This window comes from Pedobacter cryoconitis (assembly GCF_014200605.1).
Lineage (GTDB): Bacteria > Bacteroidota > Bacteroidia > Sphingobacteriales > Sphingobacteriaceae > Pedobacter > Pedobacter cryoconitis_B.
Genome location: NZ_JACHCE010000008.1, coordinates 87,703 through 102,792 on the forward strand (window position 1 = coordinate 87,703; position 15,090 = coordinate 102,792).

Annotated in this window: 14 protein-coding genes and 2 pseudogenes; 10 read left to right on the forward strand and 6 right to left on the reverse strand. The window is 37.3% G+C overall.

What is annotated here, in order from left to right; all coding sequences use genetic code 11:
• Positions 1 to 6: 6 nt before the first annotated feature.
• The gene (locus HDE68_RS20750) at positions 7 to 912 is read left to right on the forward strand and encodes a LysR family transcriptional regulator (RefSeq protein ID WP_183884157.1); all 906 of its coding nucleotides are present in this window, start codon (positions 7 to 9) and stop codon (positions 910 to 912) included.
• Between the two features lie 78 nt (positions 913 to 990).
• Here HDE68_RS20750 and HDE68_RS20755 read toward each other — a convergent pair whose 3' ends face one another.
• The 4 genes and pseudogenes from HDE68_RS20755 to HDE68_RS20775 form a co-directional block, all read right to left on the reverse strand.
• Positions 991 to 2,574, reverse strand: coding sequence for a GMC family oxidoreductase (locus HDE68_RS20755; RefSeq protein WP_183884158.1), 1,584 nt, complete (start codon positions 2,572 to 2,574; stop codon positions 991 to 993).
• 142 nt (positions 2,575 to 2,716) lie between these two features.
• Positions 2,717 to 3,954: pseudogene (locus HDE68_RS20760) on the reverse strand (aldehyde dehydrogenase family protein).
• A gap of 184 nt (positions 3,955 to 4,138) precedes the next feature.
• The gene (locus HDE68_RS20770; protein WP_183884161.1) at positions 4,139 to 4,756 is read right to left on the reverse strand and encodes a Crp/Fnr family transcriptional regulator; all 618 of its coding nucleotides are present in this window, start codon (positions 4,754 to 4,756) and stop codon (positions 4,139 to 4,141) included.
• Between the two features lie 122 nt (positions 4,757 to 4,878).
• On the reverse strand, positions 4,879 to 5,472 hold the full coding sequence (locus HDE68_RS20775) for a TetR/AcrR family transcriptional regulator (protein ID WP_183884162.1): 594 nt from the start codon (positions 5,470 to 5,472) through the stop codon (positions 4,879 to 4,881).
• Positions 5,473 to 5,601: 129 nt separating this feature from the next.
• On the opposite strand from HDE68_RS20775, the gene HDE68_RS20780 reads away from it, so the two are divergent.
• From HDE68_RS20780 to HDE68_RS20790, 3 genes are all read left to right on the forward strand, one after another.
• Positions 5,602 to 6,288, forward strand: a complete 687-nt coding sequence (locus tag HDE68_RS20780) for a metal-dependent hydrolase (protein ID WP_183884163.1) — start codon at positions 5,602 to 5,604, stop codon at positions 6,286 to 6,288.
• 166 nt (positions 6,289 to 6,454) lie between these two features.
• Positions 6,455 to 7,213, forward strand: coding sequence for an alpha/beta hydrolase (locus HDE68_RS20785; RefSeq protein WP_183884164.1), 759 nt, complete (start codon positions 6,455 to 6,457; stop codon positions 7,211 to 7,213).
• 135 nt (positions 7,214 to 7,348) lie between these two features.
• Positions 7,349 to 7,783, forward strand: a complete 435-nt coding sequence (locus HDE68_RS20790) for a cupin domain-containing protein (protein WP_183884165.1) — start codon at positions 7,349 to 7,351, stop codon at positions 7,781 to 7,783.
• Between the two features lie 73 nt (positions 7,784 to 7,856).
• On the opposite strand, the pseudogene HDE68_RS20795 reads toward HDE68_RS20790, so the two are convergent.
• Positions 7,857 to 9,092 (reverse strand): annotated as a pseudogene (locus tag HDE68_RS20795) (IS256 family transposase).
• 126 nt (positions 9,093 to 9,218) lie between these two features.
• Positions 9,219 to 9,998 carry a DNA-formamidopyrimidine glycosylase family protein gene (locus HDE68_RS20800; RefSeq protein ID WP_183884166.1) on the reverse strand — a complete coding sequence of 260 codons (780 nt, stop codon included), beginning with the start codon at positions 9,996 to 9,998 and terminating at the stop codon, positions 9,219 to 9,221.
• 184 nt (positions 9,999 to 10,182) lie between these two features.
• Here HDE68_RS20800 and HDE68_RS20805 point away from each other — a divergent pair, with 184 nt between their 5' ends.
• From HDE68_RS20805 to HDE68_RS20830, 6 genes are all read left to right on the forward strand, one after another.
• Positions 10,183 to 10,860 carry a response regulator transcription factor gene (locus tag HDE68_RS20805; RefSeq protein WP_183884167.1) on the forward strand — a complete coding sequence of 226 codons (678 nt, stop codon included), beginning with the start codon at positions 10,183 to 10,185 and terminating at the stop codon, positions 10,858 to 10,860.
• Positions 10,857 to 12,146, forward strand: coding sequence for a sensor histidine kinase (locus tag HDE68_RS20810; protein ID WP_221300851.1), 1,290 nt, complete (start codon positions 10,857 to 10,859; stop codon positions 12,144 to 12,146). The genes HDE68_RS20805 and HDE68_RS20810 overlap by 4 nt, the downstream gene beginning before the upstream one ends.
• Positions 12,147 to 12,219: 73 nt before the next feature.
• Positions 12,220 to 12,654 carry a thioredoxin family protein gene (locus tag HDE68_RS20815; RefSeq protein WP_183884168.1) on the forward strand — a complete coding sequence of 145 codons (435 nt, stop codon included), beginning with the start codon at positions 12,220 to 12,222 and terminating at the stop codon, positions 12,652 to 12,654.
• 8 nt (positions 12,655 to 12,662) lie between these two features.
• Positions 12,663 to 13,595 (forward strand): FAD:protein FMN transferase, encoded by a 933-nt coding sequence (locus HDE68_RS20820; protein ID WP_260171822.1) that lies wholly within the window; start codon positions 12,663 to 12,665, stop codon positions 13,593 to 13,595.
• A 1-nt stretch (position 13,596) separates the two neighbouring features.
• Positions 13,597 to 13,827: a DUF4266 domain-containing protein gene (locus tag HDE68_RS20825; protein WP_111636083.1), complete on the forward strand. Its 231-nt coding sequence runs from the start codon at positions 13,597 to 13,599 to the stop codon at positions 13,825 to 13,827.
• Between the two features lie 9 nt (positions 13,828 to 13,836).
• The gene (locus HDE68_RS20830) at positions 13,837 to 15,054 is read left to right on the forward strand and encodes a DUF3570 domain-containing protein (protein WP_183884169.1); all 1,218 of its coding nucleotides are present in this window, start codon (positions 13,837 to 13,839) and stop codon (positions 15,052 to 15,054) included.
• Positions 15,055 to 15,090 lie beyond the last annotated feature (36 nt).

Sequence of the window (15,090 nt, forward strand, 5' to 3'; positions counted from 1 at the left end):
TGAAGTATGGATGTCCATCAGCTCAGGAGTTTTAAAACTATTGTAGAAAAAGGAAACTTTCAAGATGCTGCAAATGAACTGAATTATTCTTTGTCTGCTATTAGTTATCAGATACAGCAGCTGGAAAATGAGCTTAAATTCCCATTATTTGAAAAAATTGGCAGACGAATGTTTCCAACCGAACAATCTTTAAAACTAATTCCACATATTAAAAATATTGAAGAAGAGCTGGAACAAATAAAGCTTTTAAATTCAAGTAGCAATAAAGTAGGAGGGAGTATTAATATCTCTGTATCGGAAAGTTTGCTGACTTATATCATTCAGCCCGTTTTAAAAGAGTTCCTGGAGAAAGCTCCAGCTGTGAAAATGAAGCTAAAAGTGAAGAATTGTTATGAGACACAAAATGATATTATAAAGAATAATATTGATTTGGGAATTCATTTTCAGGTTAATGGATATGATTCCCAAATTCAGGTTATCAGTCTCGCACAATTTGATGTGGGCTTAATGGCTTCACCTGATTTCGCCAAAAAAGAGAGAAATTTTGATCTTAAAAACCAGATTAAGCAGTGTCCGGTCATTAATAATGATCCTAATGGGGTTTATCAGGGTTATTTTGAGGGTTACTTAAAGGATAAAAACATACAAGTGGGGCAGAGTATTGAATTATGGAGTATAGAAGCAGTTAAAAAAAGTGTCATGAATAACCTGGGAATTGCCTGCCTTCCTCATTTTGTTGTAAAGGAAGAACTGATTAGTAAACAGATTGTTGAGATCCCTATTAAAACTTTTAAACCCAAAATTACGATGATTGCAGCACATCATACCCATAAATGGATAAGTCCTGCTATGCTATTATTTCTCGAAATCTTAAAACTTAAAATGAAGGAATATATCTGGACTTCCGATTGAAGTTCCTCCAAAAAGATAATAAAATAACCATCAATTAACGGCAGGTGGCGACCCCGCCGTTAATTGATGGTTATTTTATTATCTTTTTTTTAGTATTAGCTGGGCAGCGAATTCTCCTATCATAACAGTTGGAGCATTAGTGTTCGATGTTGTAATTCTTGGCATGATAGACGCATCGGCAATCCGCAAACCTGTTATACCATAAACTTGTAGCTTATTATTAACAACCGAATCGATATCACTTCCCATCGCACAAGAGCCAACCGGATGGAAATAGGTTGAGCAGGCATTTTTCACAAAAGCTTTAATATCATCTCTATCTATTCCTGATTTAGGAGCCACCCAAGATTTAATAATATTTTGCATAGGTTGTTGTGAAACTATTTTCATGCAAAGTTCTACTGCATTAATCATAGCTTCCATATCCCTTTCATCTGCCAGTAAATTTGGTTGAATTATAAGCTGGGCACTGGGGTCCTTCGACTGCAACTTCACAAAGCCGCGGCTATTTACCGAAACCAAAGTCGCAAATACACTAAAGCAATTCTCTGGTAATTGTACATGATCGGCTATCTCAGCTGACATTATAGGTACCTGAATCGGTATAAGGTTAATGTCTGAATTTGGAAGTTCCGGTCTGCTTTTCCAGTATAAATTACTTCCACCAAGATTGTAGGTAAAATAATCAATTGGTTTATTTGCCTGATAAGTCAGTGATACCAGCGGATGATCTTGCAGATTTTTTCCTACACCAGGAAGATTAAACTTAACATTGATATCAAGTTCTTTTAAATCATTCTCGTCGCCGATACCTGAAAGCATCAGGAGGCGTGGCGTTTCAAATACTCCAGCACAGAGTATAACTTCCTGGCTGGTAGATACATGATGAATTTTAGCGTCTTTTGTGTAAATTAATCCAACGCACGCACCATTTTCAATAGTCAGTTCATTTACATTAGCACCAGTTATCACCGTCAGATTAAGGCTTTCTAAAACAGGTTTTAAATATCCGGAATATGGGCTGCACCTGATACCATCTTTAATATTTAAGCATAATGGTGCGGCACCTTCCGGGGCGGGGCCATTGATATCAGCCAAATAAGGAATCCCAAAAGATTTCGCAGCAGCGATGAATGAAGAATCGATAGGGTGAAGGTATTTAGTATTTCCTATAGATATAGGGCCACCTGCTCCATGAAACATACTTTCTCCGCCTTCCCAATCTTCCGCCTTTTTGAATAATGGTAAAACAGAATTATAATCCCAACCTTGATTTCCCGCTGCTGCCCAGCCATCATAATCATCCTTGTTTCCCCTTGACCATATCATCCCATTAATACTGCCTGATCCACCCAATACTTTTCCTCTGGGCGCATAAATTAATCTGTTATTTAATAATGGGGACGGGGAATACTGATAAAGATAATCTTGTACTGATCCAATATTTTCGAGCCAGCGCGCTGGATTAAGTATGGTATCTATACCTTCGCCACTTTCGCCGGCTTCAATGAGCAGAACTGTGAACTTATTACTTTCTACAAGCCGGCGTGCAATCACGCAGCCCGCAGATCCACCACCAACAATAATATAATCATAGTGCTTGTTAACCTGATCTTTTGCATCTTCACTGGATTGATTTGAATTTTCTTTTTTAGTTGTCATAATTGAATATTTATATTCAAAAATCAGCTTACCAATAGCTAAAATCGTTCACCTATGGTAATAAATGAATGCCTGATAAGAAACGATTATAATTCTATTTTAATAAACAAACCATTTATTAAGCTCTTGAACCTTTTTCATATCAATGGTGGAAAGAGGTGCTTGATATCTTTATCTGCTGGCGAAAACAAGATGCCTTTTGCATGTGTGAGCGAATCAAACCCCATTTGCCTGCATAATTACCCATACCTGAATTTCCTATACCTCCATATGGCATAGTAATTATAAAGAGTTGAATATTAGTTTGATTTACTGCCCCTCCTCCAAAAGATAAAGTGCGAAGTAAGAATGCAGTTTGTTCTTTATCCTGGCTGAAAATATAAGCAGAAAGAGGCTTTCCGTTATCTTTTATTTTAGTTACTACTTCTTTAATATCCCCATAAGACATAATTGGTAATATAGGATCGAATATTTCTTCCTCCATAATTTTATCGGTCCACTCGGTTGGGTAAATTAAAGTGGGTGCAAAATATCTGTTTTCTTCATTTCCATTACCGCCAGCAACTATTTTTTCCGGATCAATTAGTGATAATAATCGCCTTACTTGCACTGCGCTGATAATGTTTGAAAGATCATTTCCATTGACTGGAGTATTGCCATAAAAATCAACTAATGCTTTTTTTGCCTCAGCGATAAACTCTTCGGTTTTCGATTCATGGACATAGACATATCCTGGTGATGAACACCACTGTCCTCCCCAGGCCGTTGCGCCCCAAACTAACTTTCTTGCAGCATCTGCTATGTTTGCAGTCTGGTCAACGATGGCTGGATTTTGTCCACCTAATTCTAAAATTACTGGAGTTAGGTTTTCGGCAGCAGCGCGCATCACAATTTTTCCGACGCTTACACTTCCGGTAAAGAAAATAAAATCAAATGGTAATTCTAATAATTGTGTTAATACTTCCTTTCTTCCGTGCACAACACTTACATCATGTTCCTCAAAATATCTTGGAATAAGAATATTGAGCAATGCGCTGGTTTCTTTCAATTCTTCGTGTGTCTTTAAAATGACTGTATTACCCCCGGAAAGTGCGGTAATTGCAGTAACAATAAACAAAGCAGCGGAGCGTTAAATGGGCCTACTACTAGCGTAACACCATATGGTTCCCGGTAAACTGTCCCATAATGACCGGCTTCGGAAAGAAATTTAGGAACTGGAACCGTTTGCGGCTCCATCCAGTTTATGAGTTGCGATTTAGTAAATTCAATAATACTAACGGGTGCATTAACTTCGATCACCACATCCAATAGAGCTGACTTGAAATCTGAACTTAGAACTTGATAAAATGCCTGATCGTTTTCCTTTAACATTTTCTGCATTTGATTGAGCTGTTTTACACGCCATTCGTAACATCCGTATTAAAGTTGGCTTTCTGCTTGTCAAATAATTGATTAAATTGATTCATGATTGTGTTTTTTATTCACTCAAAAATCGACTAATGAAAATAGTCAGGCATTCACCAATGGTAACTAATGATAAGGTGATCGCTTTTTACCATTAAACCTACCGTTCTTTGGCCATTCTGCCTCTTATTCTGCTTAAAGATTGTGGAGTGATCCCGAGATAAGAAGCGATATAATAATTGGAAAAAAGTTGCAATAGGTGTGGTTCTTCAGCTAATAATTTTTTATAACGATCTGTTGCAGACATAGTCAGCATTGCAAACACGCGGTTATAAGTGACAATAAATACTTTTTCGTTCAAAATTCTTGTCCAATGCTCATATAATGGCTGTTTTTCAATGAGGCTAATTACATTTGACCTGCATAATTGTATTGCCTTAACTTCGGATAATGTTTCGATATTAAATGTTGACGGATCTCCAGTCAGAAAACTTTTATAGTCAATTAACCAGTGATTTTTAATATGACCGGATGAATTATTAAAATGAAATAACCAAGTCGTTGTTTTACCCGTAAATTCTGTGTAAAACGATCTCGCTTCACCTGAAACTATGAGATAGGCATATTTGCAGTCATCACCTTCTCTAAGTAAAAGATGGTCTTTGGGAAATGAAACCTCTTTACAATTTTCGGCAATTGCATTGATCGTTTCATCATCAAGTTTTACATCTTTTTTTATTTGATCTAAAAGCGGCAAATAAAATTTATTTTCAGTCATACCAATTTATAATATTTCTAATTTAATAGACGAAGCTATTGCAAGGAGACTTTTAATCAAACTAAAAACCTGCGAATTTGGCATTATCCGTCCTCAGTCAGGCGGATCGCTGAGCGAAATGGCTAGACCGTTCGCTCTTCCACTTCACGTTTTATAATTTTGATTAAAACATTCATATTCATTGAATCCTGATATACTCTGGACATCAATACGCCGCCTTCTAACATTGCGAAAATCTTCAAAGCATACTCATCTACATCCCAATCCTTTTGAAACTCCCCATCAATTATTCCCTTTTTAAGGATCGCAGCAATACCCAGTTGTGCTTCTTTGATAGCAATTTGTACTTTCTCCCTGATCACCGGGTTAGTATCGTCGGCCTCCGTGCCGAAATTTAGCATCGGGCATCCGCCTTTAATAGGATGGTTGACCGGGTCATGAAGAAAATCAAGAAATGCGTATAGTTTTTCTTTAGCTGAATATTTTAAATTTGTTACTGTCCCCATCTTTACAAAAAAATCATTCAGGTTGTAGTCAACAACACTATATGCCAAGTGTTCTTTACTTTCAAAATGTGTGTATAGACTGCCTTTTCCCATTTTAGTAGCTTCCATTATATCACTTATTGTGGTAGCAGCAACACCTTTAGTATTAAATACTTGTGCTGTTTGATGTATAATGAATTGCTTTGTGATTTCCGATTTTGTTCTTACCATAATTGGCAAATTTACGATGAACATTCGTTCGTTTATTTTTTATTTTATTTTATTTTACTTGTAAACGAACGATCGTTCGTTTACATTTGTGCTTTCAACAGACACAAAAACACTTTAACTCATTAATTTATGGAATTTACCTATTACGGACATTCTTGCTTTTCGGTATTAGCAGGTGGAAAAAGACTCTTATTTGACCCGTTCATTACTGGAAATGAACTAGCTAAGAATATCAATATAGAAGAGATCGAAGCTGATTACATTTTCGTATCTCACGGTCATTTTGATCATATCCTTGATGTGACAGTGATAGCAGCCCGTACTGGGGCAAAGGTTATAGGGAGCTGGGAACTTTATAACTACTTTAATCAGCAAGGCGTAAAAGACACACTACCCTTAAATCCTGGTGGTAAGGTGTCCCTTGACTTTGGTGTAGTAAAGGCGGTGGCAGCACAGCATTCAAGTAGTTTTTCTGATGGCAGCTATGCCGGAACAGCAAGCGGATTTATTATAACCAGCAAAGATGGGAATTTCTATTACAGCGGCGATACTGCTCTTACTTTAGATATGACATTAATCAAGAGCTTCGCACACATCGACTTTGCCGTTTTCCCAATAGGTGACATGCTTACCATGGGTATAGATGATGCTATCCAGGCGGCTAAGTTTGTCGAAACAACAAAAGTAATCGGTGTACATTATGATACTTTCGGATTCATAAAGATTGATCAAGAAGCCACGATCCGCGAATTTAGTGCTTCCTCCATAATATTGCAATTACCCAAAATCGGTGATCGTATAACTATCGAAAAATAGAATTGCAATAACAAGTCAGAATTGCAGCATTAAAAATGCCTGGCTCAACTGTTATTTTGTCTAACTCGTCATGTTGGGAATTGATCTTTTGTCAGGATCACTATAATTTCGAATTACAATTATATAAATAGAAAACAAATTAATATTAACCATAAATAAAACACAAATGAAATCAGTAAAAATGTTATCTTTTATCCTGTTGATCCTTCTGGGCTCCAATGTAAGCCGTGCTCAGAATAAGACTACCAATAAACCCACTATTATCTTTGTACACGGTGTATGGGCTGATGGCTCAAGTTTTGTTGATCAGATTACTGCATTGCAAAGTAAAGGGTATAATGTTATTTCCGTACAAAATCCAGTGACTTCTCTGGATGATGATGTTGCAGCGACAAAAAGAGCGATAGAAATGGCACCTGGTAAAGTTATATTAGTTGGACATTCATGGGGCGGTTTTGTAATTACGCAAGCTGGTAATGATCCAAAAGTTTCCGGTCTTGTTTATATCGCTGCTTTTGCCCCTGATTCAGGTGAAAATGTTGCAACTTTATCATCAAAAGGCCCTGCTACTGAAATAAGTAAGTATTTTATCACCTCCGGGGAATTTATTTTCTTATCAAAAGAGGGAATGCAAAAGTCTTTTGCACAAGATCTGAGCGCTAAATTACAAAATCTGATTTACGCGACACAAATCCCATTAAAACAATCAGCATTTAGCGATAAAAGCCTTGCTCCTGCGTGGAAACAAAAAGCAAGCTGGTACATTCTTACCAAAAATGATAAAGCTTTAAGTCCTGAATTGCAGCGTTTTATGTCTAAAAGGATTAAGGCAAAGACAATTGAAATTGAATCTGGACACGTGGCTATGTTTTCCCATTCTAAAGAAATTTTGAATGTGATTGAAGAGGCCGCAAGCGCGCGATAATTCAAGTTATTTTAATCAGGTAATTAAAGATTAATAAGGGGCAATGCAAAACTTATTGCCCCTTTATCAATTATTTACTGAATAGTAAGATAAACGATCTTAATGATGAACTATTGTAAAAAATTAAAATAAAAGATGAAAATCTACAGAAAATCTCTCCTAACCCTAATTTCTATTTTAAGTTTATTGGTATTATTTCTTCCTGGAGCAGCTAAAGCGCAACAGTCCGGAATTACACGTACAGATCTTCAGCGGCATGACATCAGTGTTGCTGGATATGAAGCAATTCAAGTTCGCGTCGATTTTAAACCCGGAATTGAGTTTGGCTTACACGCTCATTTTGGAGAAGAGATTATTTATGTACTTGAAGGAATACTAGAATATGATATTGAAGGTAATCCCCCGGTTAAGCTAAAGGCAGGGGATGTGTTTTTTGTGCCGGCCGGGAAATATCATTCCGCTAAGAATATAGGGAACAATAATGCCGCAGAACTGGCAACTTATATTGTAGAAAAAGGTAAACAAATCCTTGTAATGAAAGAACAAGACCATTCAAAGAATAAATTGTAAATTATTACAATGGCAAATTAGCCATAAGGGGGGAGTGTAACGTGAACTGTGTCAGTTAATAAATTAACGCCTCTCAGAAGCCTCTATTTTCCTTAAGGATTCTTTCACCAAATTTAATATAAAGTTGTGAAAATGCCAGGCCCCAATTATGCATTGGCATTGTCCATTTCTTACTAATGTTTTTAATGACCAGGTACATGAGTTTCATTAGTGCCAGTTCTGTAGAAAATACACCCTTGGTCTTAGTTATTTTACGGATTTGGCGGTGTACACCCTCAATCGGATTGGTGGTGTAAATTATCTTGCGAATCCCTTGGTCGTATTCAAAGAATGCAGAAAGGTTCAGCCAATTGTCCAACCAAGACTTGCAGCTCAAGGGATATTTCTTGCCCCATTTCTCTTCAAACTCCAGCAACCTTTCATAGCCTTGCTGTTCATTGTTTGCCTGATAAATAGGCTTCATGTCCGCCATCACTGCCTTTTTATCTTTCTCAGGGACGTAACGCATCGAAGAACGGATCTGGTGAACGATGCAAAGTTGTACCCTGGTTTTTGGAAAGATAGCCTCAACTGCTTCAGGGAAGCCTTTCAGTCCATCAATACAGACAATAAGTATATCTTCCACACCACGCGTTTTCAGATCAGTTAAAACCGAAAGCCAGAATTTGGCGCCTTCATTTTCAGTAGTTTACAGTCCCAAGATATCCTTTTTGCCTTCAATGTCTACTCCCAGGATATTGTAGATCGCACGAGTTTCCACTACACCATTTACCCTGACTTTAAAAAACATACAATCCAGGAATACGAAAGGTTAGACAGCCTCTAGCGGCCTGTTGCGCCACTCTTGCACCGCTGGCAGCACACTGTCGGTGATTCTTGAGATCTCAGCAGGAGAAATTTCCATAGCATACATTTCCAGCATATAATCACGCATCGCACGTGTACTCATCCCCATTGCATACATCGAAAGAATGTTGCCTTCTAATTCTTCTGTAATAATCAGTTGTCGTTTGGGTACCACTTTAGGCTCAAAAGTGCTGAGCCGATCTCGGCCAGTTTCCAGTTCAAACTCACCGGAGTTTAAACTGCGCACGGTCTTCTTGCTTTTGCCGTTTTTGCGATTTGGCTGCCCGGCTAATTTACTCTCAGCAATGTGGTGCTCCAGCTCGCCGGTCATCTTCGATTCTAGAAAGTGTTTCATCATAGGTGCCAGTACTCCGTCGGTACCAGTCATCTTTTTGCCGGAATATAAGCCGGCTATAGCTTCCTTTTTGAAGCTCTCAAAATCAAAGTCTTCTAGTGTTGCCATGTTCATATCGATAGTTTAAAGTTACACTATTGACACAGTTTGGGAAACACCCTCCATAGGGGCTACTATCCGTTTTAAATATGTCTTGAATACTCAATATATATTCAAACTTATTTCAGATTCTGGTTATATATAGAGGTATTGCTCATCAGTATAATAGACTTTTTTATCAGAAATAACTTTCATTTTAATCATTCCTCCAGTTGGACTATTCTTTTTGCTTATATTATGAATCAACAATAAATCACTATCTGTTTTATTATATCCTATAGGATTTATTTTTCTTACTTGTTTAATAGCATCAATAAAAACATATTTGATTGTTTTGTATAACAGCTTTACCTTAACAAGTGGAATCTTACTTACTATTGAAAAAGGAGAGATTCCAGCATACCAAAGAATTTCATCCGCATAGGCTTCTCCAATTCCTCTAATCAGATTTTGATCCATCAATACACACTTAATTTCTTCACTTTTATTAGAAAATAAACCTATTAAATAATTAAAGGTGAATGCCTTACTTAAGGCATCAGGAATATCTGTATTGATAGGATTCAATCGAAACGTACTTGATTTTCGGGTATCTTTTACAGAAATAATTGATCCTCCGCTAAAATGGAGATTCAGTAAAAAAGGATCAGCCTCCAAATTTTGTTCTATTACCTGAATGAAAGCAGAAGTTGAGAAACTTAGCTCCAAGACAGAATAACTCTTGAATTGTAACCTCAGTGACAAACCATCTCGCCATACTCTTTTTAATTCATGTTCGACAATGCTTTCACTTAGTATTTCTCTAGAAACATTTATAGATTTTTCACATTGAAGGTCAACTTTTTGCAGAACTCTATTCTTAAATCTTTTTTCTAAGATTTCGGCACAATTCTCTAAATAGGGTATTTCAAACATAGTTTTCTTAGGAATTAGATGCTGTTAATAGTAATGATACGATGCTTTGGTTGTAATATTATGTCTCTTATCAATTCAGTATTGATCTAAATCAATTCTAACATGGATTTTAATAATATAATTATTGCATTCTTAAATTAATTAAGCTTCAAAAAGTCTTCAGATTTTAACATTATATTTATTTATGAAATTTCTAATTGTTGAGGATGAAGAAAGCCTGAGAAACAGTATTAATCAATATCTGACAGTTGAGGGAAACATTTGTGATCATGCATCTACCTATGAACAAGGTTACCAGAAGCTATCCATTTATGATTATGATTGTATTTTACTGGACTTGACCCTGCCTGACGGAGAAGGTCTTCAACTATTAAAATATTTAAAAAAAATAAATAAAGCAGACGGTGTACTGATTATTTCTGCACGCAATTCTTTAGATCAGAAAATTGAAGGATTAAGTCTGGGTGCTGATGATTACCTGATCAAACCCTTCCATTTGTCCGAGCTTTACGCCAGGGTACAATCCATAGTAAGACGCCGGCATTTCAATGGAAATAGTATATTTCATTTCAATGAAATAGAAATTGATACTACTGCTAAGGAAACTAAAGTAAACGGGAAACCTATATACCTGACCAGGAAAGAATTTGAACTCCTGTTGTACTTTGTAGTCAACAAAAATAAAGTAATCTCCAAAGCCGCAGCAGTAGTCCACATTTGGGGCGATGATGCTGATATGGCCGACAGTTTCGATTTCATTTATACCCACATCAAAAATGTGAGAAAAAAACTAACAGATTCAGGCTGCAAAGACTATTTCCATTCGGTTTATGGAGTGGGCTATAAATTTACCGATTCATGAAATTATTCAGCAGTTATAACAGGATCTTGGCTATCATCACACTCACAGGTCTTATTGTTATAGGATTTCTTTTTTATCAAACGCTCGGACAATATATCGATAAACAGATTGATGATCATCTTTACGAGGAGCTTCTCGAGGTACGTGACTTTACGCACGTTAAAAATATCCTCCCATCCCCGGATGGATTTGATGATGTTATTGTTGACTATAAAAAAATAAACAAGCTATCTGATAAACGTAAATATTTCGCCGATACAACTTTCTACAATCCTAAAAAGAAACATGACGAATCAGCAAGATATCTGAAAACAGCATTAATCTTAAACAGACAACCATACGAAGTGATGATCATGGCTTCTAAATTTGAGCGGCAGGAACAGATCAAAAGTATTATTCTGATTATTTTATTACCAGTAATTATTTTGTTATTGATTTTATGGTTGGTCAACAGAATTCTGATTAAAAGAATGTGGTTGCCGTTCCGCCAATTGTTAATCAATATCAAAGCATTTAACATTAACCAGGAGAAAGTATTTGAGCCGGTTCAAACCAATATTGAAGAATTCAGAGAGCTGAATAATGCCGTTCTTGAAGTATCGCTGAAAGTAAAATCAGATTACAAAGAAATTAAGCTATTTACTGAAAATGCATCTCATGAAATGATGACTCCCCTTGCAGTGATCAACTCCAAACTTGACACTATGCTGCAATCCAATACACTTGGCAAAGAAGAAAGTGAAATTCTGGCCGATCTGTATAAGGCTACCTCAAAATTGACAAAGTTAAATCAATCACTCCTGCTGTTGGTCAAAATTGACAATGATCAGCTTCAGGACAAAGAAGAAATCGACCTTAAAGCATTAATTGAGGAGAAGATCAGCTATTTCCACGAACTCATTCAAAAAAGAGAGCTACAGGTAGAAACAAAGATCAGTGTATTCTCTGTCTTTGCAAACCGTTCTTTAATAGAGATATTAATCAATAATCTTTTCAGCAATGCTATAAGACACAATAACGATGGCGGCTCAATGATGGTTACCATAAAAAATGATAGCCTTATATTTTCAAACACCGGATCACGTACCGGGCTTCATCCTCAAAAGATTTTTGAAAGATTCTATAAAGACAATGCTTCAGATGGTACAGGTCTGGGTCTGGCCATTCTGAAACAGGTCTGTTTAAAACAAAACTATGAATTGAGTTACAACTATAATAAGGAGTATCACCAATTCATTATCAATTTTAAAAGCTCCGAGAATAAAAGTCAGCTAATAATGCTTTAACATTTTTTAACAGACAACTTCATAATGTCTTCAGAATTCACCTTGATATTAGCTTAACATTAAGGACAGACAGATGAAAGTATTACTAATCACATTTTTATCAATTCTTGCTGGTTCGTTAAGCTGGATGAGCAATTTTACCCAGGCACAACAGCAGGCTAAAAGCACTCATCAACAAATCCTGGTCAATTTCTCAGGGTCAGATTGGTGTGGCCCCTGCATCCGTTTAAGAAAAGAAATCTTAGAATCAGAGGTTTTTGAGACTTATGCTAAAGCTCATTTAGTATTAGTACGTGCAGATTTCCCACGCCAAAAGAAAAACCAGTTGTCTGCCGAACAGATTAAACTAAATGAAGCCCTGGCAGAAAAATATAACCCTGATGGTAAATTTCCTTACACCCTGCTGCTGGATGAAAATGGGGAAGTTTTGAAATCGTGGGACGGCTATCCTAATGAAACTCCTGAAAAATTTATTCAGGAAATCACAAGCATTGAATCTGCTAAATAAATTATTAGATGGCGGACGCGACTTACAATAGGGTATTAAAACTCATGGGTAACCGTTTTGAGTTTACGGTAATTGCGGATCATGGAACTGCTGGCGAAAAAGCTATTGATGCAGCTATAGCAGAGGTTAGCAGGATTGAAGAATTACTAAGTACATTCAGAGAGACCAGTCAAACCAGCCTCATCAATCAATATGCAGGTATAAAGCCAGTTAAAGTTGATCCTGAAGTGATTGAGCTCATTCAGCGTGCAGTAAAAATATCAGACATTACCCAGGGTGCCTTCGACATTAGCTATGGTTCTATAGATAAAAGCCTTTGGAACTTTGATGTCAATATGACCTCACTGCCAGATTTTGAAACAGCACGTCAATCAGTCGGTCTGATCAACTACCAACATGTAATTATAGATCCTGAAAATTCTACGGTCATGCTTAAACAACAAGGCATGCGGATCGGATTTGGTGGCATAGGAAAAGGATATGCAGCCGACAGGGCCAAACAAATATTGCAGCGTATAGGAATCGAACATGGAATAGTAAACGCAGCAGGTGACCTGATTACCTGGGGCAGCCAATCAACTGGTAAGCCCTGGACGATAGGCATTGCCGATCCTGATCAAAGCAGCCGCCCTTTTTCTGCGCTAAACATTAGCAATATGGCTATTGCAACATCTGGAGATTATGAAAAGTATGCTACTATAAACGGTCGCAGATACTCCCACACGATTGACCCCAAAACGGGTTTACCGGTTAGTGGAATTAAAAGTGTAAGCATCATTTGTCCAAGCGCCGAACTAGCCGACGCACTTGCTACACCTGTGATTGTAATGGGTGTGCAAATAGGCCTTGATTTGATCAATCAGTTAAAACATGTGGCCTGTATCATTATAGATGATCAGGATCAGTTGTATACTTCAAAGAACATTAATGTAAAACAATGATATGAAAAAGTCCATTCCAATAGCAGTATTACTCGGCTCGGGCATTTTTGCAATGAGCCTGCTGAGCGCATGTGCAACAGTAAAACCGTATCAGAAAAATAAGCTCAATGATTCTGAAATGGCTTTATCCTCCCGAACGGCGCAAAAGTTTGAACAGAGTTTCCAGTTATACCGTGAAGGCGGTTCTGGTGCCAATGGTGGCAAAAGCGGTGGTGGTTGTGGTTGTAATTAAATAAAAATCATGAGAAAGATCTATCTGCATGTACTGCTGCTGTTCCTCGGTGTTTTAGGTGCCCATGGACAAATTAAAAGCAAACCTGCCCCTGCCGACAGCAGTAATTATCAAAGCAGGAAACTTAAACTGGACGAAATCAACCTGGTATCGGCCTACTATCATCAAAATGGCAACAATTCAGCCGTTACAGGTGGTATTGGAACTGAAAAACTAACAGATTTTGCTAATACAATCGATCTGCAAATGTCCAATTTCAATAAAGCAGGCAAGAAAAACACCTTTTTGTTTGAACTGGGTGTAGATCATTATACTTCTGCTTCTTCTGATAAGATTGATCCAAGTACGATTTCTTCAGCATCGATGGCTGATACTCGTATTTATCCGTCTTTAAACTGGACGCAAAGCAATGAAAAAACCGGAAATGCTTTTGGTTTTACAGGTTCTTTCTCCAAAGAATATGATTATCAGTCACTAGGTGCCGGATTTAACCTGACCCGCTTATCGAAAGATAAAAACACTCAGTTTGATTTTAAACTACAGGCATTTTTAGATACATGGAAAGTCATTTTGCCTATTGAACTGCGGCCCGCAACAAGCGGCAACGGTCGCGAATCTAGAAGTGAAGGCTCTAGCCCAAGAAATTCATTCAGCACTTCTTTTTCTATTTCACAGGTTATCAATCCAAAACTTCAGGCACTGATTATTATTGAACCTGCTTATCAAAAGGGTTTACTAGCCACCAAATACCAACGTGATTATTTTACAGATGGTTCTGTAAGAGCAGAAACGCTGCCTGATAAAAGATATAAATTACCTATTGCCGCAAGGTTAAACTACTTTGCCACTGACCAGGTGATTATACGGACTTATTACCGTTACTTTATGGATAACTGGGGCATCAGAGCACATACCGCAGAAATAGAAGTTCCGGTGAAACTCACCTCATTTGTCTCCTTAAGTCCATTTTACCGCTATAACAAGCAAACAGGAACCCGATATTTTGCACCCTATGGGCAACATGATCCTTCTGCTACCTATTTTACCAGTGATTATGACCTGTCAACCCTGAACAGTGATTTTTATGGGGCGGGAATCCGGCTTGCACCTCCGCACGGTGTATTTGGCTGGCGACATCTGAATATGCTGGAACTGAGATACGGGCATTATAGCAGATCTACAGGACTGGTTTCCAACATCATTACTTTAAATTTAAAAGTAAAATAAAAACACAAAGCATCTGGAACATAAAATCCAGATGCA

Coding starts and splice junctions, on each gene's coding strand:
- HDE68_RS20755 (WP_183884158.1), bottom strand. CDS start 2,574: ATGACAACTAAAAAAGAAAATTCAAATCAATCCAGTGAAGATGCAAAA.
- HDE68_RS20820 (WP_260171822.1), top strand. CDS start 12,663: ATGGCGGACGCGACTTACAATAGGGTATTAAAACTCATGGGTAACCGT.
- HDE68_RS20830 (WP_183884169.1), top strand. CDS start 13,837: ATGAGAAAGATCTATCTGCATGTACTGCTGCTGTTCCTCGGTGTTTTA.
- HDE68_RS20750 (WP_183884157.1), top strand. CDS start 7: ATGGATGTCCATCAGCTCAGGAGTTTTAAAACTATTGTAGAAAAAGGA.
- HDE68_RS20805 (WP_183884167.1), top strand. CDS start 10,183: ATGAAATTTCTAATTGTTGAGGATGAAGAAAGCCTGAGAAACAGTATT.
- HDE68_RS20780 (WP_183884163.1), top strand. CDS start 5,602: ATGGAATTTACCTATTACGGACATTCTTGCTTTTCGGTATTAGCAGGT.
- HDE68_RS20790 (WP_183884165.1), top strand. CDS start 7,349: ATGAAAATCTACAGAAAATCTCTCCTAACCCTAATTTCTATTTTAAGT.
- HDE68_RS20770 (WP_183884161.1), bottom strand. CDS start 4,756: ATGACTGAAAATAAATTTTATTTGCCGCTTTTAGATCAAATAAAAAAA.
- HDE68_RS20815 (WP_183884168.1), top strand. CDS start 12,220: ATGAAAGTATTACTAATCACATTTTTATCAATTCTTGCTGGTTCGTTA.
- HDE68_RS20810 (WP_221300851.1), top strand. CDS start 10,857: ATGAAATTATTCAGCAGTTATAACAGGATCTTGGCTATCATCACACTC.
- HDE68_RS20775 (WP_183884162.1), bottom strand. CDS start 5,472: ATGGTAAGAACAAAATCGGAAATCACAAAGCAATTCATTATACATCAA.
- HDE68_RS20785 (WP_183884164.1), top strand. CDS start 6,455: ATGAAATCAGTAAAAATGTTATCTTTTATCCTGTTGATCCTTCTGGGC.
- HDE68_RS20825 (WP_111636083.1), top strand. CDS start 13,597: ATGAAAAAGTCCATTCCAATAGCAGTATTACTCGGCTCGGGCATTTTT.
- HDE68_RS20800 (WP_183884166.1), bottom strand. CDS start 9,998: ATGTTTGAAATACCCTATTTAGAGAATTGTGCCGAAATCTTAGAAAAA.